Origin of the sequence: Bacillus sp. FSL K6-1338 (assembly GCF_038006965.1) — a bacterium.
GTDB lineage: Bacteria > Bacillota > Bacilli > Bacillales > Bacillaceae_G > Bacillus_A > Bacillus_A thuringiensis_S.
The window spans coordinates 3,949,050-3,973,281 of the sequence record NZ_JBBOWI010000001.1; the positions used below are offsets into that span (position 1 = coordinate 3,949,050).

A 24,232-nucleotide genomic window follows, 5' to 3' on the forward strand; every position below is an offset into this window, starting at 1 on the left:
TTTACTTGTTGTAAAAACATGATGTTCTGATATAATAAAGGACGGTGAGCTCTTACAAAAGAGATATCACGGGTGGGAGAGGGATATGAAAAAGAAGGTTTAACATGAAAGGAATACTTGAAAGAACATTTAAATTAGGTTTACACGAAACATCACCAAAACAAGAAGTTTTAGCTGGAGTTACGTCATTTTTCACAATCGTATATATTATGATTGTAAATGCGTCCATCTTATCAGATGCTGGCATTCCTCTTGAAGCTGGAATTTTAGCAACTGTTTTTAGTTCATTTGTCGGATGTCTACTCATGGCATTTTGGGCAAATGCACCTGCTATTCTTGTCCCTGGTATGGGTGTAAATGCATTCTTCACGTACACAGCTGTGCATACGCTTGGACTAACTTGGCAAGAAGCATTAGCTGCTGTCTTTATCTCTGGTATTATTTTTGCAATTGCCGCTTTTACACCAATCGCTCGCGTGCTATCAGTATCAATTCCAAAGTCATTAAAGGAAGCGATTACTGTCGGCATTGGATTATTTTTAGCGTTTATCGGATTGCAAAAAGGTGGTTTAGTCGTTTCGAACCCAAATACTGCTGTGGCAATGGGGAAATTAAGTAATCCTGTCGTTCTTGCGACATTACTTACTCTTATCATTGCACTTGTATTATTTATTCGTAACGTACGTGGAAACTTTTTATGGACGATTGCAATAGGAACTGGTATCTCATGGTTATTTGGTCTTGTGGATACGAGTCAAATGGGAAATAGTTCATTCTCATTCGCTAATTACGGTGATGTGTTTGGAGCTATGTCATTTGGGAAACTTTCTTCCTTACCATTTTGGATTGCAACATTCTCTTTAAGCATGGTGCTTATTTTTGAGAACATGGGACTTCTGCACGGTTTATTAGAAGATGATCGTAAATTCCCACGTGCTTACCAAGCCAATGCAATTTCAGCAATGACATGTGGTCTATTTGGCACAAGCCCTACCGTTTCAACAGTAGAAAGTGCCGCAGGTATTACTGCAGGTGGTAAGACAGGTCTGACGTCTATCGTTACTGGGTTGCTATTCTTTGCATCACTGTTTGCTCTTCCATTTGTCAAATTAATTCCTGATAGTGCCATTGCACCAATCTTAATTATTATTGGCGGTCTGATGATTACAAGCATTCAACAAATTCCTCTGAACGACTTTTCAGAAGGATTTCCAGCATTCTTAATTATCGTTATGATCCCGCTCACATATAGTATCGCTGATGGCATTGCGTTCGGATTTATTGCTTACCCTATCTTAAAAGTTGCTCTTGGAAAGCGTAAAGAAGTCGCACCATCTATGTATATCATTACATGCTTATTCTTAGCTATGTTTGTATTACATGCTATTGGTTAAGAAAAAACACCGAGGAAATCCTCGGTGTTTTTTACTTAAACCATCCTTTTTTATAAAACCATGCCATCATTCCGCCGCCAATTAATGCCATTAGAAGAAGACAAATAAAATAACTATATTGTCCACCAAGCTCTGGCATATGCGTAAAGTTCATTCCATATACTCCCGCAATAAATGTTAATGGCATGAAAATAGTCGAGAATACAGTTAATGTTTTCATAATGTTATTCATATGATGTGAGTTTAATGAAAAATAACTATCCCGAATATCCGCCGTTAACTCTCGACTTGCCTCAATCATTTCCGTAAGTTTAAGTAAATGATCATGTATATCTTTAAAATAAATCTCATGATCACTTATACCGTAAAAACGAGTGGAATTCAAAATACGATACAATAAATCACGCATTGGAATAATTGTACGTCTTAACTTAGATAAATCTGCCCTAATATCAAATACTTCTTCTAGCACGGCTCCTGCTGTCTCACCTGTTAAATTATCATCAATCGCATTTAAATGATCTTCAATGTAATATACAGGTGCGAAATAATCATCTACAATTTGATCAGTGATTGTATGTGCTACATGTAAAGGTCCTTTCTTAATCCGCCTCTTCTCACCAAGTGTTTTCCATACTCTTTCAATTGCATTATTATGAGAAAAATGGAAAGAAACAATATAGCGATCACTAACAAACAAATCAATTTCATGTGGTTCTAGCCCATCTTCTCCAAACGCGTGAAGAACTAAAAAGTTATATCCATCATAAAAATCAACTTTTGGTCTCTGTACATATTCTAGACAGTCTTCAATTGCAAGGGGATGGAACTTAAAATGGTCTTGCAGAATATATGTATACTCTTCTTTCGTTGGCTTATATAAATCTAGCCAATACCATACAATATGGTCTTTCTTTGTTTCTTCTAGAGAAACATCATATAATACTTCATCTGTTTTTGTTACTGCACAAATTCTAATCATAATTTCACCCATTATTATTATAAACAAAAAATAGTAAAAAAAGCCAAGGAGAAATCTCCTCAGCTTTTTTTTATTACTTCGTTACGATACCGTGTACTAAAGTTGGTGCATCTACGTGTTCTTTAGAGATCTTCATGTTCTCATAAATTTTCGCTTTTACATCTTCAACATTTTCGCGGTTCGCGTAAATTGTAACAAGGGATTCACCTTGCTTCACGCTATCGCCTACTTTTTTGCGCAGCATTAGACCAACTGCTAAATCAATTTCTGACTCTTTCGTTGCACGTCCTGCTCCTAAAAGCATTGCTGCTGTTCCGATTTCGTCTGCAACGATTTCTGATACATATCCGTCTTCTTTCGCTTCCACTTCAATTTTAAATTGTGCTTGTGGCAATTTAGAAGGGTCATCAACAACAGATGCGTCGCCGCCTTGCGCTGATAAGAACGTTTTAAATGATTCTAGCGCTTTTCCGTTGTTCATTACTTCAATTAGCTTTTCACGTGCATCTTCTAAAGATGAAGCTTGTCCAGCAAGGTACACCATTTGGCTTCCAAGTGTTAAACATAGCTCTTCTAAATCTTTTGGCCCTTTACCTTGTAATGTATCAATTGCTTCTTGTACTTCTAGTGCGTTACCGATAGCTTCACCGAGTGGTTGACTCATATCAGAAATAACTGCCATCGTATTACGACCAACGTTATTACCGATGCGTACCATTGCTTCTGCTAAACGTTTTGCATCTTCATCCGTTTTCATAAATGCACCTGCTCCAGTTTTTACATCAAGAACAATTGCATCTGCACCAGCAGCAATTTTTTTACTCATAATCGAACTTGCAATAAGCGGAATTGAGTTTACTGTTGCTGTTACGTCACGAAGTGCATATAACTTTTTATCAGCAGGTGTTAAGTTACCACTTTGGCCGATAACAGCGATTTTGTTTTCATTTACAAGTCGCATGAATTCATCGTTTTCAATTTCCACATGGAATCCTGGAACTGCTTCTAATTTATCAATTGTACCACCAGTATGTCCTAAACCGCGTCCAGACATTTTCGCTACTGGTACGTCTAAAGCAGCTACTAATGGACCTAATACAAGTGTCGTTGTATCACCAACACCACCTGTCGAATGCTTATCTACTTTTACACCTTCAATAGCTGATAAGTCAATTGTATCGCCGCTATTTACCATTGCCATCGTTAAATCAGCACGCTCTTGATCGTTCATATCTTGGAAGAAAATTGCCATTGCAAGTGAACTTACTTGATAATCAGGAATATCACCATTTGTATATCCTTCAACAATAAAGTTAATTTCTTCTGTCGTTAATGCATGTCCGTCACGTTTTTTTGCAATTAGGTCCACCATTCTCATTGTGAAGTCACCCCTTCATTTGTTTTACGATTGCTTTTACTAATGCTAAGAAGTTAGCTTTAACACGTTCTGTCGTTTCAATTACTTCATCGTGATGAAGTGGCTGATCTAAAATACCAGCTGCCATATTTGAAATACAAGAAATACCTAATACTTTCATTCCAGCATGACGTGCTACAATTACTTCAGGTACTGTTGACATACCAACTGCATCTCCGCCAAGTGTACGAAGCATACGAATTTCAGCAGGTGTTTCATATACAGGACCTGTCATTCCAACGTATACACCTTCTTGTACTTTAATATTTAAGTCTGCTGCAACTTGTTTCGCCATTTCACGAAGTTCTACTGTATATGATGTAGACATATCAGGGAAACGTACGCCCATTTCAGAATCATTTGGTCCGATTAATGGATTCGTACCCATGAAGTTAATGTGGTCTGAAATTAACATAAGATCGCCTGGCTCGAATGATGTATTTACACCACCAGCTGCGTTTGTTACAACAACCGTTTCTACACCTAGTTCTTTCATAACACGAACTGGGAATGTTACTTTTTGCATGTCGTATCCTTCATAGAAGTGGAAACGTCCTTGCATTGCTACTACTGTTACACCTTGAAGTGTGCCAAATACTAGTTGACCTGCATGGCCTTCTACAGTTGATACTGGGAACTCAGGGATTTCACTGTAAGGTACTGTTACTGCGTTCTCAATTTCGTCTGCTAATACACCAAGTCCTGATCCAAGGATTAGTCCTACTTGTGGTGTCTCTTGAAATTTCTCTTTTAAGTATGAAGCTGATTTTGTAATAAGTTCACGATTCATTTGTTTATCCCCCTATTTCTTTAGCTCGTTTAAGAAGCTTGTTCCGTATTCTGGCATTTTCACACCGAAGTTTTCTGCTACTGTTGCACCAATATCAGCAAATGTTTGACGAAGTGGTAACTCTTGTCCGCCTTCTTTCATACTTGGGCTATATGCTAATAATGGTACATATTCACGTGTATGGTCAGTACCAGGGTGAATTGGATCATTACCGTGGTCTGCTGTAATTAATAATAGATCATCTTCTTGTAGTTTTGCGAATACTTCTGGAAGACGTGCATCATATTCTTGCAGAGCCTCTCCGTATCCTTGTGGATCACGGCGGTGGCCGAATAATGCATCAAAGTCAACTAAGTTTAAGAAGCTAAGACCTGTAAAGTCCATATTTAATGTATCTACAAGCTTATCCATTCCATCCATGTTAGACTTCGTACGAAGTGATTCCGTTACCCCTTCACCATCATAGATGTCAGAGATTTTACCGATAGCAATTACATCGTAGTCACTATCTTTTAATTCATTCATTACTGTACGGCCGAATGGTTTTAATGCATAATCATGACGGTTTGGTGTACGTGTAAAGTTTCCAGGTTCACCAACGAATGGACGAGCAATAACACGACCTACCATGTATTTCTCATCTAATGTTAATTCACGTGCAATTTTACAGATTTTATATAACTCATCAAGTGGCACTACTTCTTCGTGTGCTGCAATTTGCAATACGCTATCAGCAGAAGTATAAACGATTAAAGAGCCGGTTTCCATTTGCTCTTGGCCAAGTTCATCAAGAATTTCAGTTCCAGAAGCTGGCTTATTACCGATAATTTTACGGCCTGTTTTTTCTTCTAATTCATCAAGTAATTCTTTCGGGAATCCTTCCGGGAACACTTGGAATGGTGTATCAATGTAAAGGCCCATGATTTCCCAGTGACCTGTCATTGTATCTTTACCAGTAGATTTCTCTTGCATTTTTGTGTAATATCCAAGTGGTTTCTCTACTTTAGAGATACCTTTCATTTCACGAATGTTACCAAGACCCAATTTCACCATGTTAGGCATTTGTAAACCATTCATATGTTCAGCAATGTGACCAATTGTGTCAGATCCTAAATCACCAAATTGCTCAGCATCTGGTGCTTCACCGATTCCCACAGAGTCCATTACGACTAGGAATATACGTTTATATTTATTCATAACTGCGACCTCCTATAAGTTCAGTTCTACTTCTTGTAGTATGTTCAAAACGCTATAAAGTGAAACTGTTATCCATAAGAATTCTCATTGTCAAACAGTACTTCTTTAAACCATTCTCTAACCTATTTCGTTTTACTTGAAACGACTCAAAAACATTTCTAGTTTTTTCTAAGTCAGATGTCAGACATCTGATACTGATATCATAACATGTTTACGCTTTCTTTTTAATACATTTTCGTAGAATTTCTCATTTTCTTCACACTTCTATTGTAATCCATTCTGCAACGAAGTGCTAATTTTTTTATGATTTATTTCTTCATATTAAAAATAAAAAGTAGCTCTAAAGAGCTACTTTTTATTTTACTTCTATTGTTTCTTCTTTATGTTCATGCAATTCGCCTTTTCTTACATGCACTTTCACTTTGTAAGCACCGTTCTCTTTGAAAGTATGTTTCGTTTCATACTCTCCTTTATTCCCTTCTTTCGCTGGAATAAATTCGTGTTTTTCAACACCATCTTTCCAAATCTCTAGTTGTACTTCAGCACCAGTTAATGCTTCTTCTTTTTGCTTTAAATGAACTTTCATTGTAGATTCAGCATTTGCCTTTATGTCTCCAGCCATAAGATGGATCATTGTGTCACTTTTATGATCTCCATGTCCTGCACTGTGATCACTATTTTCTTTTTTCGCATCTTCTACTTTCGCATTTCCTACAGCAACTTTCACTTCCGGCATAACGTGCATTTCACGTGCATTTGTGTGAGCGATAATATGGTATACTCCATCCGTTTCGAATGTTTTCTCTACTGCATAAACACCTTTTCCTTTATGCTTACCATCTAACATCTCGTGCTTTTCGTCGCCATCTTTCCAAATTTCAAACTTTACATCATCGGCATCCGTTACTTTTTCTTTTCCTTGTGTAACAAGTGCTTGTACTTCTGTTTTTTCACCTGGTTTAATTTCTTTCGGATTTGTTTGGACTGCTACTTTTACAGCTTCAAGTTTCTGTTCTTTTTTCGGTTCTTCTTTGTTTGTATTACAGCCAGCCAACGCTAGCATCGCGATAAATAAAGTTATAATCAGTTTTTTCATCATCATTTCCTCCTTTATACTTTATTTAGTATAGAGGAAATACATTGTAATATTCCAGTCTTCTGCTGAAAACAATATACGAAATGTTTGTGAAGTTTCTGTGAAACGGTCTTCCCTTCTGAATCTATGAAAAAAGAGCATAGTAACTATGCTCTTGGATGAAACTGTTTATATACATCTTTTAATCTAGTTTTTGAAACGTGCGTATAGATTTGCGTCGTTGAAATATCTGCATGACCAAGCATTTCTTGTACAGCACGTAAATCTGCTCCATTTTCTAATAAGTGCGTAGCAAACGAGTGACGCAACGTATGAGGTGTAAGCTCTTTTTCAATATTTGCTTCTTTCGCTAATCGTTTTAATATTTTCCAAAATCCTTGTCTTGATAATCGATTACCATGATGGTTTAAAAAGAGTGCATCTACTACTTTTTTCCCCATTAATTCTCTTCTTCCTTTTTCAATATACTTTTGAATCGCTTCCGTTGCTAAACTTCCTAGTGGAATAATTCTTTCTTTATTCCCTTTCCCTATGCAACGAACAAATCCCATCGTTAAATGTACATCTTCTAAATTGAGTGCAATCAATTCTGAAACACGAAGTCCTGTCGCATACAGTAACTCTAGCATCGCCTTATCACGTATCCCAAAAGCACTTGTCATTTTTGGTGTTTGAAGTAACGCCTCTACTTCATCAACTGATAATACTTTTGGTAATTTCCGTTCCCCTTGCGGCGTTTCAATATGTACGGATGGATCGTGCTCTACCGCTCGTTCACGAAGTAAAAATTGGTGGAACGAACGAATTGATGCAATATGACGCGCCAATGTTTTCGAAGATTTTCCGTTTTCTTTTAAATACTGCAAAAAGTTAACAATGTGTAAACGGGTCACTTCATGAAAAGTTTTCGTCTGTTCCACATTTTGCAAATACTTTACGTAGCTTTTTAAATCCCGTTCATAAGATACTACTGTATTCTTTGCTAATCCTTTTTCGACAACCATATAATGAATAAAATCTTTTAATTGATCTTCCACTCTACACTACTCCCCATTTTCATAGAAAAACATCATTCTATTTACGAAAGCATCCTTTGCCGGTTCTTCATTCCCTGATACTTTTTCTACAGTCTCTTCTTTAGGTTTTTCATAACGATGATAGCTTTCATATTCTTCATTTATCCATAGTATAGCGAAATAAAACAAAATCGTACAACTTGTAAATAATAAAAATACTTTTATTCCATCAAAAGTTAATTTTAAAGCTCGGCGCATTGTAAATTCCTCCAAAATATAAGTTATTACAACATATGCCAAGCTTTCACCAATTTATACCTTATTCAAATAAAAAACCTCTTCCTAGATAAATAGGAAAAGGTTATTTTTCATCCGTTTCATTTTCTTGACAATTTTTACAAATCCCATGGAATGTTAAACGATGATCTTTCACCTTAAAGCTCCAGTCTCGTTCTACTTTCCTTTCCACTTCACCAAGTAAATCTTCTTGTATTTCTTGTACAGCACCACATTGTGTACAAATCAAATGATGGTGAAAACGCTGCGCACCTTCTTGGCGTAAGTCATAGCGTGAAACACCGTCTCCGAAGTTAATCTTATCGACAACTTTTAACTCAGATAATAGTTCTAAAGTTCGATAGACGGTTGCTAATCCGATCTCTGGCGACTTTTCTTTTACAAGGAGGTAAACATCTTCTGCGCTTAAATGATCTTCTTCATTTTCTAGCAGCACACGAACTGTTGCTTCACGTTGCGGTGTTAATTTATAGCTCGCTGCATGTAATTGCTTCTTAATTCGTTCAATTCTTTCTTCCATTCGGTACTACTCCCTCCTCGCCACTCTTACACCATTATATCAGAAGAAGGGCTTCTGTCAAAAGAAAAACAATAAAAACAAATTGATAATTATTCTCAAAAAATATTTATTTTTTATTAATAGCCTCAACAACTTCTTTCATTAAAACTGGTGATGCGTAAGCCTCCACACTACAAGCCATTGCTAATACCGCTCCAATTACAAGAAAGAAACATGTATACCGGATTAATAATGGTAATAGTGGCTCGGTTATTTTTCTAATAAATTGATGCCTAATCATCCGTAAAGAAAAACTTGCAGCAATGGTTGTCATAATGAGAAAGACTGGAATGATAATTAAATTTTGTGGCAAAACAGATACAAATGCTAATAATAGTCCATTCCATCCATGCTGACTTACTAAAAAACCAACTGTAAATCCAACAACAACTCCTTTTACAAATAATAAAATAAAAATAAGTGGTAATCCAATAATTGAAATCCCTAAAATCCAAATAAATCCGATGTATTTTAATTGCGAAAAGTAACTTTCTCGAAACATTTCGCCCGCAATGGCAAATTCTCCTTTAGAGACTTGTCCAAAAAAACGTTGTAAATAAAATGATAAATCTTGTTTTTGATTGATTTGTAAACTATTCACAAGAATGGCTCCAAATATTACTCCCATCAATAATAAAACAGCGTTAAATATATATAATGAAGAGTTTTCCTGTATGTGAGACATTACACGGTCTTGCCAATTTTTTCGCCACATTTTTCTTCCCTCCGTTCACACTCTTATTAAAAATGTATGAAAGAAAGAAAAAAGTATGACGAATTAACATTGAAATTCCGCTCTACTTTGCTAAACTAAAAAGTAGAGAATAGGAGGGATTTCTCTTGAAACCATTATTATTAGATTTTCCAACATTATTTCAAACTGAACGCTTACAAGTTCGTAAACCATTTCCAGGTGATGGTGCAGAAGTATATGAAGCAATCCAAGCTTCTCTAGAAGACTTAGTACCGTGGGTACCAATTAACGCTGAAACAGAAGAGAGTGCTGAAGAAATTGTTCGCGAAGCTCACGGACAGTTTTTACTTCGTGAAACACTTGATTTTCACTTATACGATAAAGTATCTGGTACATTCATCGGAGCAATTACACTAAAACCTGAAAACTGGGATATTCCAAAGTTTTCACTTCACTTCTGGTTGCATAGCGATTATACAAAACAAGGCTATATGACTGAAGCTGTTAAAGGCGCTATCCAATTCGCCTTTGATAAACTAGGCGCTAGAAGAATTGAAATTCGTACTGATGCAACAAATATAAATGCATGTAGCTTAGCAGAACGTTTAGAATTCATTCTAGAAGGTACAATGGAAAATGATTTCCTAGCACCAGACGGTAGCTTACGTGATGCACGTGTATATGCAAAAATCAATTAAAAACACTCGCCTTTGGCGAGTGTTTATTTTTGTAGTTGTAAATATTGTACTGCAAACATCGTCTTCGCATCATGAATACGAAGATTTTTCATAAGAGTAATCGCTTCTTCTAACGATACTTCCATTAATTCCACAAACTCATCTTCATCTAACTCAGCTTTATTTTCTTTTTTTGTCAAACCTGTCGCTTTATATACATATAAAATTTCATCTGCGAATCCTGGAGATGTATAGAAAGAAGTAATAAGCTCCATATTTTCACATACATATCCTGTTTCCTCTTCTAATTCACGAACTGCTGTTACCTCTGGTTTTTCACCAGGCTCTAACTTGCCGGCTGGAATTTCTATAATCGCCTTTTCAAGCGCTTTACGATACTGCTCAACAAGCACAATTTTCCCCTCATCTGTAATAGCAATAATCGCAACTGCACCAGGGTGATTTACAATTTCACGTTTACTCATTTCTCCATTTGGTAATACTACATCATCAACACGAACTTTTATAACTCTACCATCAAAAATCGGCTCAGTTTTTACTGTTCTCTCTGTAAGATTACTCATACTACTTCATCTCCCTGTTCTATTTCCTATTCTTTCTTCATACATTTTACCACATTGAAAGGAGCGTGATAGAAATGAAAGTTTATATTTTACCAAATCGCATCACGTTAGTCGGAAAAGCATGGCAAATTCGCCATAAGCTAAAACAATATAGCAAAGAGTATACAACTGTACAAGAGTGGATTACAGCAAATAAAATGAAACATTAATCCATTAAGCTCACATTAATTATGCTTTTACGGGCAGTTAATGCAAAGCGAAAAGGAAACGTTTGTCAACCTCTTTTCCCTCTCGTACAATAAAGGTAAGGAGGTTGACCTATGAAAAAACGTCAATTAGGAAACTCAGATTTATTTGTTACAGAAATGGGCCTTGGCTGTATGTCTCTCGGTACATCTGAAACAGAGGCTATGCGTATTGTCGATGAAGCAATCGATTTAGGAATTAATTTTTTTGATACAGCAGATTTATATGATTACGGATTAAATGAAGAATTTGTTGGAAAAGCCTTGAAGGGGAAACGAGACAAAATTGTTCTTACAACGAAGGTTGGAAATCGTTGGACAGAAGAAAAAAACGGCTGGTCTTGGGACCCTTCTAAAGCTTACATAAAGGCTGAAGTAAAAGAAAGTTTACGTAGACTTCAAACTGATTATATTGACCTTTACCAACTTCATGGCGGAACGATTGAAGATCCAATAGATGAAACAATTGAAGCTTTTGAAGAATTGAAAAAAGAAGGTATTATCCGCCATTACGGTATTTCTTCTATACGTCCAAATGTAATCCGTGAATATGCAAAACGCTCAAACATCGTTAGTGTACTAATGGAATATAGCCTTTTAAATCGTCGTCCAGAAGAATGGTTCCCGCTTCTGAATGAATACCAAATTAGCATCATTGCTCGCGGACCACTTGCAAAAGGAATTTTAACTGATAACAATGCAAGAAAAATAGAAAGAGTAAAGGAAAAGGATTACCTCTCTTATTCTTACGATGAATTACATACAACTCTAGCGAGTGTAAAAGAAACGATTGGAGAAAGCTCTTTAACAGGAACAGCTATTCAATATTGCTTACATAATAAGACTGTTGCAGCTGTTATACCTGGCGCAAGCTCTCTTCAACAATTGCAGGAAAATATACGAGCTAGCCAACAGTTACCTTTAACTAAAGAAGAATATGTACAACTTCAAAAAATTGTTAAATATGACACATATGCTTTGCATCGTTAAAAATATCGAATTACCGATAAACAGAAGACTGTCTCCTTTATTAGGAGACAGTCTTTTTTATAACGTATCATATTTATCAGGATTTGTGCCTACATGTAAATCGCGATTCAACGTGTTAATTTGATTTATCTCTTCTTCAGTTAGTGAGAAATCAAAAATAGTAAAGTTTTCTTTAATACGAGATGGTGTAACAGATTTAGGAATTGTAACAATCCCGCTTTGAATATCCCATCTTAATATAACTTGCGCAGGTGTTTTTTCATATTTGTTAGCAATAGCCTGAATGATTGGATGCTGAAATACTTCTCCGCCCCTCATTAACGGACTCCACGCTTCCATTTGGATTTGCTCACCTTGACAATGATTACGCAATTCAAATTGCGTTAACATCGGATGAAGTTCTACTTGGTTCACCATCGGCTTCACTTTGCAATTTGGTAATAACAATTCTAAATGATGTTTATGAAAATTAGAAACACCAATCGCACGCACTTTACCTTCTTCATATAATTTTTCTAACGCTCGGTACGTATCCACATACTTCCCTCTTACTGGCCAATGTATTAAATATAAATCTACATAGTCCATTTGTAATTTCTTTAAGCTTTTTTCAAACGCCTCGAGTGTCTCCTCGTATCCTTGATCGTCATTCCAAACTTTTGTTGTAATAAATAGGTCTTCTCTTGGAATTCCTGATTCACGAATCGCTTCTCCGACACCGCTTTCATTTTCATACACAGTTGCTGTATCAATCGAACGGTATCCAACTTCTAACGCTGTTTTTACTGCTTGTTTTACTTCGTCGCCTTCTTTTGCTTTATAAACGCCTAGACCAATCATCGGCATTTTCACGCCATTATGAAGTGTAGTTGTTGGAATATACACAGTCGTCTCCCTTTCATTGTTACATTTTTTTATAAGCCACAACTTTATTTCAACAAGATTCATCCCAAAAGTCAAAACATACGTACAGTTTACATAACACTTTTATATAGCTAAAAAATAACGTGAACTCATTTATTCACGTTATTTTCTCTCCATTCTTTCGCTTTTTCATCCACATTGCGCACAAACTCATTTTTCCCTTCCGTATATAACGTGCCATCATATGTATACTTTTCGGCCAATTCTTTCTTTAAGGTTGCATATGCCTCTGCTTCTTCACAATGAGCCATCATATAATCACGAAATGCTAAATGCCTTACTATCTCTGGATTTCCTTTTTCAAACACGTGTAAATGATACAAACGTTTTTCTTCCGTTCCATGGATAAAAAATCGGCGTCCTGAAATACCATTTTCCCCTTTTACGATGTAACCAAGCTCTATAAATCGTTCATTCCACCTATCTACCCTTTCAATACTTTCTACTTCCATGATCATATCAATAATAGGTTTAGCTGCCAGTCCTGGCACTGACGTACTTCCAATATGATGAATTTTCACCGTTTCTGGCATCGCTGTTTTTAATCTTTCAGCCTCCATTTGAAATTTTTCACTCCAATGATTTTCATGCGGAACAACTACAATTTTCCTCATAATAACTCCCCTTTTCTTACAAGCTCGTCAAAAAATGATCAGTGAATTTCACTGATCATTTTTTTATTATTTAAAGTCTTTCCAAGTAAGGTTACTTTCACTTAGCAGTTCTTCAAATGATTTATTCTTTTCACGTTCTTTTTGTTCTTTGCGCTTTCTTTCCAGTTCAGCTGCCTCTTTTTCCTCTTCTCTCACTTGCAACTCTTTCTTCTTACTCTTTAATTGTTGCATGAGTGAATCATTTAATTGATCGCCTAATGTAAGTGTTTCTTTCTTTGGTGGATTCACTTGCGATTGTCTTTGCATTTGTCTTTGTTTCTTTTTCTTCATGCTACTCACCTTTTACTTTTTTCTCCATTATAGTAGATACACGATGCAATCGACAATAAAAAAGGGTCTTTACTCTATTATCCACTTTTTGTAAATATGTTAATTTTTCGAAAAGACTAAATTTTTATGTAGCTATAATCCTATGAATCTATTAAAATTATGTCGTATGATGTCAGATTATAAAAAAGGAGAAATGAACTATGTGGAAAAAAATTATTCCTGCCGTTGCTGTTTTAAGCACTATTACTTTTTCAAGCGTATTTGCCGCTCCCCCATCTCAGAATCCAGCTGAACAAAACCGCTACATAGACGTACAAATGCTTGGTATTAATGATTTCCATGGACAACTAGATACTGTTAAAAAAATTAATAATAAAGAAGCTGGTGGCGCTGATTACTTAGCTACTTATTTAAAAGAACGTAAAAAACAAAACCCTAATACACTTCTCGTACATGCTGGTGATATCGTCGGAGCTAGTCCACCAGTTTCAGCATTATTACAGGATGAACCGACGATTGAATTTTTAAATGATTTAAAATTTGATGTTGGTACAATCGGAAACCATGAATTTGATGAAGGCATTGATGAAATGAAACGCCTCATTTACGGTGGATATCATGAAAAAACAGGGAATTTCAAAGGGGCTAACTTCCCCTATGTAGCTGCTAACTTCTATAACAAATCAACTGGCCGCTTATTTTTACCACCATTTACTGTAAAAATGGTAGATGGTGTTCCTGTAGGATTCATTGGTGTTGTTACAACTGATACACCAAATGTCGTTATGCCTACGATGCTTAAAAATGTACAAATTACTGATGAAGTAGAAGCAATTAATAAATCAACACAACAATTAAAACGCCTCGGCGTTAAATCTATCGTCGTTCTTGCTCATGTCGGTGGAACAACCGATGAGTCTGGGGTAACAAATGGCGACCTTACTCGAATTGCAAATGAAACAGACCCAGAAGTTGATGTTATTTTCGGTGGACATAGTCATACGTATGTAAATGGTACAGTAAATAATAAGCTAATTGTCCAAGCAAATTCTTACGGCACGGCTTTCTCAGACGTGGATGTAACAATTGATCGTAAAACAAAGGATATTATAAAGAAAAAAGCTGAAGTTGTTACAACGTATCATGAAGGTGTAGAACCTGATAAACAAGTAAAGAAAAAACTAGATCAATATAAAGAAAAAATCGCACCACTTGTAAATGAAGTGGTCGGAAAATCTACAGCATCTATCGACCGTAAACAAAATGATGCTGGTGAGTCCACTCTTGGAAATTTAGTTGCCGATGCTCAGCGTCAAACGATGCAAACTCAAATCGCCCTCATGAATCCTGGTGGCATTCGTAATGACTTAGATGCTGGTGATATTACGTGGGGTGAGTTATACGGTATTCAACCTTTTGGAAATCAATTGATTAAAGTAGATTTAACAGGTCAAGACATTCGCGATATTTTAAATCAGCAATGGCAAAAAGGAACAACAAGAATGCTTCAAATTTCAGGTATTCAATATGCGTGGGATGTAAATAAACCAAACGGTGAAAAAGTTACAAATATACGTTTAACAAACGGAGAAGAATTATCTCCATCTACAACGTATAGCGTAGTTGCAAATGCCTTCTTAGCTTCTGGCGGTGACGGATTCGTATCATTTAAAAATGGTAAAAATGCAGAAACTGGTCCAAACGACTTTGAAGCGTTAGTCGATTACGTAAAACAATTAAAAGAACCAATTCAGCCAGTTATTGATGGAAGAATCCAAAAAGTAAATTAAGTGTTTCTCTAATAAGAAATTTCATTTTTCACGCCATAAAAGATTTGCACTAATCCTGTATTTATACGTAATATGCATCATAAAAAGGATACTCGTTCTTCCAATGAACATAGTATCCTTTTCTTTAGTTATCAAAATGTGATGTTTTGTTAAATTCATATTGCTGTAAAAATTGTTGCAACGCCTCTTCTACAATTTTAGATTTTTGAATTCCTTTCGATTCTGATATAAGGTCCAATCTTGCTAATATTTCTGTATTAATAGAAAAGGTGCGTCTCTTTTTCTCTGTACTTTTACTCATAATTGGTGCAATTACTTCTTCTCTTCTTCTTAATAATTCATAAATACTTTGTAATTGCTCATAAATTAATAATTGATAATCTGTTTTCTCATATTGAAGGGCGGTCGCTTCTTGGAGTTGTAAGTGACGTGGTTCTTCTCCATCTCCTACAAAAATACGTTTCTTCTGCTCTCCATCATATTCGTATCCAATCAATCTTAATTTCTTCGATAATGTATACGGGCTTATTTCAAGACGTTTTGCTATAATAGCGATGGATTCACGCCTATTTAAACCATCTATAATTTCTCCAATCGTCACAATTTCCCTCCTCCCGTGTTGAAATGACACTAGTATGGTATGTTACAATGATTTTCTAACAGTATATGCAAAATGAATAGCCTGTGCGATTCATACGATTTCACAAAAGGAGGTTTTCAATATGCTTTTGCGTAGCTATACCCCTCAGTTCTATACTGAAAACAAACAACTCATTCCTAATAGTATCGCTACGATAGAAAGCGTTATGATTAATAATCGAAAACAAACTCTCCTTATGCGTGGGCAAAACGTAGAGCAGCCTATTTTATTATGCTGCCATGGTGGACCCGGCATGGCACAAATCGGATTTATTCGTCATTTTCAAAAAGAATTAGAGAAGCACTTTATTGTTATTAATTGGGATCAGCGCGGGGCGGGTAAATCTTTTTCAATGAAAGATTTCGGAGCAAATTTTACAATTGAACAATTCGTTTCCGATGCAAAAGAAGTGATTCAATATGCACTTAAAAGGTTCAACAAACAAAAACTATTTCTCGCTGGTCATTCTTGGGGAAGTATTATTGGGCTTAACATAGCACATCAATATCCAAAGTATATCGAGGCTTACATCGGTATTGGGCAAATTGTACATATGAAACAAAATGAAGAATTGCTATATCAACATTTAATTAGTTCTGCAAAAAAACATGATCATAAAAAAGCATTAGCTTCCCTTTTAAAATTAGGAAAACCACCATTTTTAGATATGAGACGTCTTATTATTCAAAGAAAGTGGCTTGGCACATTCGGAGGAGCAATCCAAAACGGATCTTCCTTTTCTTTCATACGAAAAGGTTTCTTTTCTCCTGAATATACGCTATTAGATTGGTTCAAGTTTCTCGCAGGAAATTTAAAATCTGGCGTTTTATGGGAAGAAATGCTGACAATCGATTTCTTTTCTTCTATCTCAAGTTTATCTATTCCAGTTTATTTTTGTTCTGGTCGCTATGATTATCAAACTCCTTATGCACTCGTTCAGGAATATTGCGATATTATTGAAGCGCCTATAAAAAAAATGATTTGGTTCCCAAATTCAGCACATTCTCCTGATCTAGAAGAACCAGAATTATTCGCCAATTCTTTGCAATCAATTAAACAAGAGCTAGCTTTTCAGCATTAGTAACAAAAGGCTCTTTTACATTTCATAGAAAACATTTTATAATAATATGTCGCAAGTATGTATAAACATAGCAAAATGTTTCATATTTACTTGTCTTAACAGAATAAAAATTTAGGGAGATTACATTTATTATGAACGCTGTACTCGTCGCAGTAGCAATTATGCTATTGCTTAGTTTGTTACGTGTCCAGGTCATTGTCGCCATCATTGTTGGAGCTTTAACAGGCGGAATTATCGGCGGACTCGGTATTTCAGAAACGATTAACACTTTTACAACTGGTCTTGGAAACAGTGCTCCAATCGCTTTAAGTTATGCAATGCTTGGTGGTTTCGCTATTTCCCTTTCCAAAACAGGACTTCCAGATGCTATGATTCAAACTGCATTAAAATGGATTGGCAATGAACAAGACACGAAAAAACAAGTTTATTCTAAAATACTTATTTTATTCATTATTTTAACGATGGCTTGTTTCTCACAAAATGTGATTCCTGTTCACATTGCTTTCATCCCCATCTTAATTCCAGCACTTTTAAAAGTATTAAATGAGCTGAAAGTGGATCGAAGACTTGTCACGTGTATTATTACATTTGGATTAATTACTCCTTATATGTGGATCCCTGCAGGGTTCGGAAAAATTTATCATGACGTATTGCAAACCAACGCTGCGCAAAGCGGTCTTACATTTGATGTCACACTTATTCCAAAAGCAATGACTATTCCAGCACTCGGTATGATTATTGGATTATGTGTAGCGGTATTCATTACGTACCGAAAACCTCGTACGTATGAAACAGAACAAATTCATACTACCGAAAATGAGATCGTTCCCTATACAAAACGTAGCATTACTTTCGGGTTATTATCTATCATTGCTACATTAACTGTTCAATTAACAACAGAATCAATGATTTTCGGTGCTTTAGCAGGTATTATCGTCTTATCAGTAAGTGGTAGTCTACCACTTAAAGAAGCAGATGCGATATTAACAAGCGGAATGCGTATGATGTCCTTTATTGGCTTTGTTATGATTGCTGCCGCTGGATTCGGCGCTGTTCTTCGAAAAACAGGACATGTTGAATCTCTGGTGCAAACGAGTGCACATATAATCGGAAATAACAAACCACTCGCTGCATTTCTTATGCTTGTTATTGGACTTCTCGTTACGATGGGAATTGGTTCATCCTTTTCAACCATCCCTATCTTAACAACAATTTTTGTACCTCTGTGCATTCAGCTTGGATTTAGTCCGATGGCTACAATTGCAATTATTGGTACAGCCGGAGCGCTAGGTGACGCAGGATCTCCAGCATCAGATAGTACCCTCGGACCAACATCCGGTTTAAATGCTGATGGTCAGCACCATCATATATGGGATACATGTGTACCCACTTTTCTACATTACAATATACCGTTACTTATATTTGGCTTTATTGCCGCAATTACATTATAAAAAGGTGCGTATAAAACGCACCTTTTACTTTTTTATTTTTCCTTTTAATTGTTGAAAAGCTACTTTTCCGTTATCTTTGACATAGCTTTCAATTGCCGGTAGTGATGAACCTATCCATTCACACTCTATGCTCCCATTCGGTCCAACAATTTTTAATTTATCTGGTACATGTATATTTACAAATCTTGCTGACCGAATTAACTCAATAGCAATCTGATCACTTGAGGTTACAATTCCATCTATATACGGATTGTTTCGCAATAATGTAATAAACTGTTTATTTGTATACCCTTGTACACATTCTTCTCGATAAGAGATTCCTTCATCCCAAACAGTATCTAAAAAACCTGCTATATGATCTTCCATTTCTTCACTTTCTTCTCCCTCACCGAAATATGCAAGAAAGTGACACCCTTTCTCTTTTAATAAAGAAACAGCCCTCTGTCCACTTTCATAATAATTTCCATGTGATTGTTGCTCATCAATCACAACAAACGGAAATGGAATTTCTCCTATACTTTTAAAAACGGATTTTGTTAAAATAACACCTGCAACGTTATTCTCCTTCAACATATATATGTATCTATCTTTATTCTCTATATTACAAACAATGATTTGATATCCTTCTTTATATGCTATTTCCTCAATACAATGTAGCAAAGTGATGTTTGATGGGTCATATAGATTATCTACAAGTAATGCAATTATCGTTGAATTCTCTTTAAATAGTGGCTTCGCTGCACTGTTTGGCCTATAACGTAATTCTTCAATTGCTTCCTTTACTTGTTTTACTGTGTCCTCATGAACATATCCTTTTTCATTAATAACTCGTGAAACGGTTGCGACTGAAACACCTGCCAATTTTGCAACATCACGTATAGTTGCCACATCGTCACCCCTTAATATGGTAATAGATTACAATTTTACGGTAACCTAAATTACACTATCCGTCAAGATTAATAACTCATATTTCTGAAAATTGTTACATCATTTCACTAAACGATACTCCAACTGAATTTCATGTAAAATTGGGATATTATCATATCCAATACGTGGAATTTCTTTCTTTATTTTTCGTGCCTCCTCTACCGCATTCACATATAAATTAGTCATTACAAAATTACGTTTTTGGTAAAATCGTAACGCATTCATATTATCATTTGTTGTAATAAGACAAACCTGCCTGCACCGTTCTTCTTCTGCAACTTGCAATACACAATCCACAAGCTTCTTCCCTATTCCTTTTCTTTCTTCAATACTATCTAACGATATAATTTCACACATATTTCCAGTCACTTCATACGTTATAATTCCGATTATTCTGTCATTAGAAAACGCAACAAATCCTGGCAACTCTTCTAATTGATGCCCCTTACCACGTGAAACCATCAATGAACTTCCCCAGTTCTCACACATAAACATTCGAATTGTTTCTTTCATCGTTGGCGTAATTTTTTGTATATGCACCATTTCCTATTTCTCCCCTTTTATATCATTGTGATACAATATAAGTGTATCACATGTAACGGTATTTGGAGGATGAGGTAAAGTATGAAACGTTTTTTTGCAGCATTGTTTACTGTACTAGGTGCGATAACAGCCCTTGGGATTTTCTTTACAAATAAAGTGATGTATTTAAAGAAAAAAACAGAGGAAGAAGTACTCGAAAGAGAAACGAAAAAACATTTTCGTATAGAAGATTTTGATGCTCTTCATAAAGAAGAAATTCATATTCCTTCACAATTCGGATATGATCTTCACGGCTATTACATTCCTGCTGGTCATTCCAATAAGTTTATGATTTTTTGTCACGGCGTAACTGTAAATAAAATGAACTCTGTAAAATATGCAAGGTTATTTTTAAACAGAGGGTATAATGTCGTTATTTATGATCATCGTCGTCATGGTAAAACTGGCGGAAAAACAACAAGCTATGGATACTATGAAAAACATGATTTAAAATCTGTAGTTGACTGGCTAAAAAGTCGCTTTGGAACAAATATAACACTCGGTATTCATGGTGAATCTATGGGAGCTGCAACACTTCTTCAATACGCAGGACTTGTAGAAGATGGTGCTGATTTCTATATTGCAGATTGTCCTTTCTCTGATTTTCACGGACAATTACAGCACCGTTTAAAGGTTGAATTCCATTTACCAAAATGGCCTTTATTACCTTTAGCAAATGCTTTTTTAAAAGTGCGTGACGGTTATACGATTCGCGAAGTTTCACCAATTGATTGTATAAAAAATATTAACAATCCCGTCCTCTTTATTCATAGTAAAGATGATGATTATATTTTAGCTGATATGACGAAATCACTATATGAAGCAAAAGAAAACAATAAACAACTTTATATTGCAGAACGTGGTGCACACGCTTGCTCTTATAACGAAAATAAAGAAGAGTACGAAGCAGCCATCGATCAATTTTTAAACACATATGTGAAAGAAACAAAAAACAGGCTTGCATAAGCCTGTTTTTTTATTGCGCTAAAACGTCTGTAACTTGTTCCATATTTTCAGAAATCCATTGCATTGCATCATCTAACGTTGGGAATTCTGTCGTTTGAAATGTTACTTCATCTTGAAGTAACCAAACATCCTTTGCCTCTTGCCCTACACCTGCAATGGACCAATGTAACAAACTATATGGATGATTATCATTCAAAAATGATGCCCACGTGCGCTCATTTGCAATGTTTCGTAATGTATGTAATTGTTTATCCATCTCTCGTCACCTTACTCTAGTCAGTTATGAAAACTATTATAACACTCTCTTCTTTCTCAAACAAAGTGCTCTTTTTATATTGTCAAGCACTTCCCTTGATTATATGATGAAATTAAGCGTTTGGGAAGGAGGGATAACGTTGGCAAAAGTACAAATTAAAGTAAATGATAATGGCTCTTTTCGCGTTACAGGGGACGTGGAATTAGTCGACTCACAAGGGAATGTATTCCCAGCAAAACCGGCATTTTCTTTATGCCGTTGTGGTTTATCAAAAAATATGCCTTATTGCGACGCTTCGCATAAAGGTAAATTCGAGTCTGTTGTTAGAGCACCAGAGGCAGAATAATTTTACATGTGACATGCACATTTTTTTGTGCATGTTTTTTCTTTTTAGCAACTCCGTTATATCCCTTCTCCTTACAACACTTCTAATACTTTTATTTCCATTCCAGCCCACATATATTTTCACACAATTCTTCACATTCGAATATTTTTTACTAGCCTTTTATTTTTTTTGTGCTATAATTTGAGCAAACAGCATCCTTCGGGGTCGGGTGAAATTCCCAACCGGCGGTGATGAAGTGAAAACTTCTAAGTCCGTGACCCGTTTTCAACTCGAAAACGGTGGATCTAGTGAAACTCTAGGGCCGACAGTATAGTCTGGATGGGAGAAGGATATGTTTCTAGTTTTTTATATAGTGAATACACTTTTATTTCAGTATGCATATTTTTAAAGATTCATTTTGATTCTTTATATATGTTTAATTTTCTATACTTATTTTTTATACTGAAATAAAAAGAGACAACTAGCGTTTAAAAATTCGATATTTTGCTAGGTTTTTTCCTTATGCAGAAATATCAATTATCGTTAGGTTTCTTTCCTATGCTTTCGTATTCAAACTATATTTCTAGAAATCACGTCTCCCAAACCCCAAGGATATTAAATCCTTGGGGTTTTTTGATTTTTTTAGGAGAGGTGAAGAAAATGACAGATCAAGAATATATGAGGATTGCCCTGCAGTTAGCAGAAGGAACATCAGGACAAACAAGTCCAAATCCTATGGTTGGTGCTGTTGTTGTAAAAGATGGAAACATCGTTGGTATGGGGGCTCATTTACGAGCTGGTGAAGAACACGCAGAAGTTCATGCCCTTCAAATGGCTAGTCAGAACGCCAAAGACGCTACCGTTTATGTAACACTGGAACCGTGTAGCCACTTTGGAAAAACACCACCTTGTTGTGAATTGCTCATCGAAAAAGGAGTTAAGCGTGTGGTAATTGCTACTCTCGATTGTAATCCGCTCGTTTCTGGTAACGGAAAAAGAAGATTAGAGGAAGCTAGAATTGAAGTAACTACCGGTGTTCTTGAAGCAGAAGCAATTTTATTAAATCGCTACTTTTTTCACTACATGAAAACGAAACGCCCTTTTGTAACAATCAAAACAGCGATGAGCTTAGATGGAAAAATAGCAACTGTAACTGGTGAAAGTAAGTGGATTACAGGTGAAGAAGCACGTGCTGATGTTCACCAATATCGCCATACACATGATGCAATTCTTGTTGGAGTGAATACAGTTATAGCTGATAATCCTCATTTAACAACAAGAATTCCAAATGGTGGGAAACATCCTATTCGCGTTGTTTTAGATACCCATTTACGAACGCCACCATCTTCTCATGTTATAACAGATGGTTTAGCACCGACATGGATTATTGTCGGTAAGGATGTAAAGAAAGAGAAGATATCTTCTTATAATTCTAAAAATATAGCTATATTCCAAATGGAAACGAAGCATATAGAAATCGAGGACCTTCTTTCCTTTCTTGGAGAGAAACAAATTCTTTCTCTATTCGTTGAAGGTGGCCAATCAATTCATGCAAGTTTCTTAAAAACAAACAATTTCAATGAAATTGTAACCTATATAAGCCCGAAATTAATTGGTGGAAAAGATGCTCCTACTTTATTTGGAGGAAATGGTTTTTCAAAATTACAAGATGCGCTTTCCTTGAAAATTCAAGAGATGAAACAAATTGGTGATGATATAAAAATCGTTGCGAATGCCCGAAACGAGGTGACGGAATGTTTACAGGAATTGTAGAAGAATTAGGAACGATAGCAAACATGCAACAAAGCGGAGAAGCGATGAAATTAACGATTCATGCAAAGAAAATTTTATCAGATGTTCACTTAGGTGATAGTATCGCAGTTAACGGTATTTGCTTAACTGTAACAAACTTTACAACTACTTCATTTACAGTTGATGCAATGCCTGAAACGATGCAGTCGACATCGCTTCGCATGCTTAAACCCCACTCTAAAGTAAATTTAGAGCGGGCAATGTCTGCAAATGGAAGATTCGGTGGACATTTCGTTTCAGGACACATTGATGGCATCGGAACGATTTTAACTAAAAAACAACATTACAATGCCGTCTATTATAAAATAGCAATTTCTGATGAATTGCTACACTATTGTTTGCATAAAGGGTCCATTGCTGTTGATGGAACGAGTTTAACGATATTTGATATAGACGAAGCTTCCATAACGATTTCACTCATCCCGCACACAGTAAGCGAATCTGTCATTGGAGAAAAAAATGCCGGAGATATCGTAAATATTGAGTGTGACATGATTGGTAAATATATCGAACGCTTTATTACTAAACCTGCAAAACGAGTAGGTTCAATGACCGAAAGTTTTTTACAAGAAAACGGATTTCTATAAGGGGGAAGC

28 protein-coding genes and 1 riboswitch are annotated in these 24,232 nt (G+C 35.8%); of the genes, 11 read left to right on the forward strand and 17 right to left on the reverse strand.

Going from position 1 to position 24,232, the window contains the following annotated elements:
• Positions 1 to 104: 104 nt before the first annotated feature.
• A complete protein-coding gene (locus NZ044_RS20125) occupies positions 105 to 1,394 on the forward strand; it encodes an NCS2 family permease (protein WP_000676243.1) in 1,290 nt (429 codons plus the stop codon).
• 31 nt (positions 1,395 to 1,425) lie between these two features.
• Here NZ044_RS20125 and corA read toward each other — a convergent pair whose 3' ends face one another.
• The 9 genes from corA to spoIIM form a co-directional block, all read right to left on the reverse strand.
• Positions 1,426 to 2,388 (reverse strand): magnesium/cobalt transporter CorA, encoded by a 963-nt coding sequence (gene corA, locus NZ044_RS20130; RefSeq protein ID WP_002026281.1) that lies wholly within the window; start codon positions 2,386 to 2,388, stop codon positions 1,426 to 1,428.
• Positions 2,389 to 2,449: 61 nt separating this feature from the next.
• Positions 2,450 to 3,754 carry a pyrimidine-nucleoside phosphorylase gene (locus NZ044_RS20135; protein ID WP_001243069.1) on the reverse strand — a complete coding sequence of 435 codons (1,305 nt, stop codon included), beginning with the start codon at positions 3,752 to 3,754 and terminating at the stop codon, positions 2,450 to 2,452.
• Positions 3,755 to 3,761: 7 nt separating this feature from the next.
• Positions 3,762 to 4,583, reverse strand: a complete 822-nt coding sequence (locus tag NZ044_RS20140; RefSeq protein ID WP_001078446.1) for a purine-nucleoside phosphorylase — start codon at positions 4,581 to 4,583, stop codon at positions 3,762 to 3,764.
• Positions 4,584 to 4,595: 12 nt separating this feature from the next.
• Entirely contained in the window at positions 4,596 to 5,780 is a 1,185-nt protein-coding gene (gene deoB / locus NZ044_RS20145; RefSeq protein ID WP_001046081.1) for a phosphopentomutase, read from the reverse strand.
• 355 nt (positions 5,781 to 6,135) lie between these two features.
• The gene (locus NZ044_RS20150) at positions 6,136 to 6,876 is read right to left on the reverse strand and encodes a FixH family protein (protein WP_000733456.1); all 741 of its coding nucleotides are present in this window, start codon (positions 6,874 to 6,876) and stop codon (positions 6,136 to 6,138) included.
• A 146-nt stretch (positions 6,877 to 7,022) separates the two neighbouring features.
• Positions 7,023 to 7,913 (reverse strand): site-specific tyrosine recombinase XerD, encoded by an 891-nt coding sequence (gene xerD, locus NZ044_RS20155; RefSeq protein WP_000390088.1) that lies wholly within the window; start codon positions 7,911 to 7,913, stop codon positions 7,023 to 7,025.
• A gap of 6 nt (positions 7,914 to 7,919) precedes the next feature.
• Positions 7,920 to 8,150: a YqzK family protein gene (locus tag NZ044_RS20160; protein ID WP_001250432.1), complete on the reverse strand. Its 231-nt coding sequence runs from the start codon at positions 8,148 to 8,150 to the stop codon at positions 7,920 to 7,922.
• A 103-nt stretch (positions 8,151 to 8,253) separates the two neighbouring features.
• Complete coding sequence (gene fur, locus NZ044_RS20165) at positions 8,254 to 8,709, reverse strand: ferric iron uptake transcriptional regulator (protein WP_000392657.1); 456 nt, start codon at positions 8,707 to 8,709, stop codon at positions 8,254 to 8,256.
• Positions 8,710 to 8,815: 106 nt separating this feature from the next.
• Complete coding sequence (spoIIM, locus tag NZ044_RS20170) at positions 8,816 to 9,433, reverse strand: stage II sporulation protein M (RefSeq protein ID WP_223308695.1); 618 nt, start codon at positions 9,431 to 9,433, stop codon at positions 8,816 to 8,818.
• 155 nt (positions 9,434 to 9,588) lie between these two features.
• Here spoIIM and NZ044_RS20175 point away from each other — a divergent pair, with 155 nt between their 5' ends.
• Positions 9,589 to 10,140, forward strand: coding sequence for a GNAT family N-acetyltransferase (locus NZ044_RS20175; RefSeq protein WP_000803497.1), 552 nt, complete (start codon positions 9,589 to 9,591; stop codon positions 10,138 to 10,140).
• 23 nt (positions 10,141 to 10,163) lie between these two features.
• On the opposite strand, the gene NZ044_RS20180 is transcribed toward NZ044_RS20175, so the two are convergent.
• Positions 10,164 to 10,703 carry an NUDIX domain-containing protein gene (locus tag NZ044_RS20180; protein ID WP_000067931.1) on the reverse strand — a complete coding sequence of 180 codons (540 nt, stop codon included), beginning with the start codon at positions 10,701 to 10,703 and terminating at the stop codon, positions 10,164 to 10,166.
• A gap of 74 nt (positions 10,704 to 10,777) precedes the next feature.
• Between NZ044_RS20180 and mciZ the strand changes: the two genes are divergently transcribed.
• Positions 10,778 to 10,912 (forward strand): Z-ring formation inhibitor MciZ, encoded by a 135-nt coding sequence (mciZ, locus tag NZ044_RS20185; RefSeq protein WP_000870291.1) that lies wholly within the window; start codon positions 10,778 to 10,780, stop codon positions 10,910 to 10,912.
• 111 nt (positions 10,913 to 11,023) lie between these two features.
• Complete coding sequence (locus tag NZ044_RS20190; protein WP_000747233.1) at positions 11,024 to 11,938, forward strand: aldo/keto reductase; 915 nt, start codon at positions 11,024 to 11,026, stop codon at positions 11,936 to 11,938.
• A 57-nt stretch (positions 11,939 to 11,995) separates the two neighbouring features.
• Here NZ044_RS20190 and NZ044_RS20195 read toward each other — a convergent pair whose 3' ends face one another.
• From NZ044_RS20195 to NZ044_RS20205, 3 genes are all read right to left on the reverse strand, one after another.
• Complete coding sequence (locus tag NZ044_RS20195; RefSeq protein ID WP_000275862.1) at positions 11,996 to 12,823, reverse strand: aldo/keto reductase; 828 nt, start codon at positions 12,821 to 12,823, stop codon at positions 11,996 to 11,998.
• Between the two features lie 128 nt (positions 12,824 to 12,951).
• The gene (locus tag NZ044_RS20200) at positions 12,952 to 13,476 is read right to left on the reverse strand and encodes a GrpB family protein (protein ID WP_001227184.1); all 525 of its coding nucleotides are present in this window, start codon (positions 13,474 to 13,476) and stop codon (positions 12,952 to 12,954) included.
• Positions 13,477 to 13,542: 66 nt separating this feature from the next.
• Positions 13,543 to 13,806 (reverse strand): YqkE family protein, encoded by a 264-nt coding sequence (locus tag NZ044_RS20205; protein ID WP_000727553.1) that lies wholly within the window; start codon positions 13,804 to 13,806, stop codon positions 13,543 to 13,545.
• 200 nt (positions 13,807 to 14,006) lie between these two features.
• On the opposite strand from NZ044_RS20205, the gene NZ044_RS20210 reads away from it, so the two are divergent.
• Positions 14,007 to 15,596, forward strand: a complete 1,590-nt coding sequence (locus NZ044_RS20210; RefSeq protein ID WP_044784457.1) for a bifunctional metallophosphatase/5'-nucleotidase — start codon at positions 14,007 to 14,009, stop codon at positions 15,594 to 15,596.
• Positions 15,597 to 15,720: 124 nt separating this feature from the next.
• Here the strand turns inward: NZ044_RS20210 and NZ044_RS20215 are convergent, their stop codons facing one another.
• The gene (locus NZ044_RS20215; RefSeq protein WP_000151934.1) at positions 15,721 to 16,197 is read right to left on the reverse strand and encodes a ribbon-helix-helix domain-containing protein; all 477 of its coding nucleotides are present in this window, start codon (positions 16,195 to 16,197) and stop codon (positions 15,721 to 15,723) included.
• A gap of 121 nt (positions 16,198 to 16,318) precedes the next feature.
• Between NZ044_RS20215 and NZ044_RS20220 the strand changes: the two genes are divergently transcribed.
• Positions 16,319 to 17,317: an alpha/beta fold hydrolase gene (locus NZ044_RS20220; RefSeq protein ID WP_000926820.1), complete on the forward strand. Its 999-nt coding sequence runs from the start codon at positions 16,319 to 16,321 to the stop codon at positions 17,315 to 17,317.
• 131 nt (positions 17,318 to 17,448) lie between these two features.
• Positions 17,449 to 18,768, forward strand: a complete 1,320-nt coding sequence (locus NZ044_RS20225) for a Na+/H+ antiporter family protein (RefSeq protein WP_000994811.1) — start codon at positions 17,449 to 17,451, stop codon at positions 18,766 to 18,768.
• Positions 18,769 to 18,792: 24 nt separating this feature from the next.
• On the opposite strand, the gene NZ044_RS20230 is transcribed toward NZ044_RS20225, so the two are convergent.
• Both NZ044_RS20230 and NZ044_RS20235 read right to left on the reverse strand, forming a co-directional pair.
• A complete protein-coding gene (locus NZ044_RS20230) occupies positions 18,793 to 19,656 on the reverse strand; it encodes a LacI family DNA-binding transcriptional regulator (protein WP_000201358.1) in 864 nt (287 codons plus the stop codon).
• A gap of 99 nt (positions 19,657 to 19,755) precedes the next feature.
• The gene (locus NZ044_RS20235; RefSeq protein ID WP_000233419.1) at positions 19,756 to 20,238 is read right to left on the reverse strand and encodes a GNAT family N-acetyltransferase; all 483 of its coding nucleotides are present in this window, start codon (positions 20,236 to 20,238) and stop codon (positions 19,756 to 19,758) included.
• Between the two features lie 81 nt (positions 20,239 to 20,319).
• On the opposite strand from NZ044_RS20235, the gene NZ044_RS20240 reads away from it, so the two are divergent.
• Positions 20,320 to 21,243 (forward strand): alpha/beta hydrolase, encoded by a 924-nt coding sequence (locus NZ044_RS20240; protein ID WP_000819241.1) that lies wholly within the window; start codon positions 20,320 to 20,322, stop codon positions 21,241 to 21,243.
• Between the two features lie 10 nt (positions 21,244 to 21,253).
• On the opposite strand, the gene NZ044_RS20245 is transcribed toward NZ044_RS20240, so the two are convergent.
• The gene (locus NZ044_RS20245; RefSeq protein WP_000360793.1) at positions 21,254 to 21,499 is read right to left on the reverse strand and encodes a DUF2552 family protein; all 246 of its coding nucleotides are present in this window, start codon (positions 21,497 to 21,499) and stop codon (positions 21,254 to 21,256) included.
• A gap of 139 nt (positions 21,500 to 21,638) precedes the next feature.
• Between NZ044_RS20245 and NZ044_RS20250 the strand changes: the two genes are divergently transcribed.
• The 3 genes from NZ044_RS20250 to ribE all read left to right on the forward strand — a co-directional run bounded on the left by NZ044_RS20250 (position 21,639) and on the right by ribE (position 24,223).
• Positions 21,639 to 21,845, forward strand: a complete 207-nt coding sequence (locus tag NZ044_RS20250; protein ID WP_001151582.1) for a CDGSH iron-sulfur domain-containing protein — start codon at positions 21,639 to 21,641, stop codon at positions 21,843 to 21,845.
• A gap of 190 nt (positions 21,846 to 22,035) precedes the next feature.
• Positions 22,036 to 22,179: riboswitch (FMN riboswitch) on the forward strand.
• Positions 22,180 to 22,484: 305 nt separating this feature from the next.
• Positions 22,485 to 23,597 (forward strand): bifunctional diaminohydroxyphosphoribosylaminopyrimidine deaminase/5-amino-6-(5-phosphoribosylamino)uracil reductase RibD, encoded by a 1,113-nt coding sequence (gene ribD / locus NZ044_RS20255; protein ID WP_098505681.1) that lies wholly within the window; start codon positions 22,485 to 22,487, stop codon positions 23,595 to 23,597.
• Positions 23,579 to 24,223 (forward strand): riboflavin synthase, encoded by a 645-nt coding sequence (ribE, locus tag NZ044_RS20260; protein WP_000493902.1) that lies wholly within the window; start codon positions 23,579 to 23,581, stop codon positions 24,221 to 24,223. Before ribD ends, ribE begins: the two co-directional genes overlap by 19 nt.
• The last annotated feature ends 9 nt before the right edge of the window (positions 24,224 to 24,232 follow it).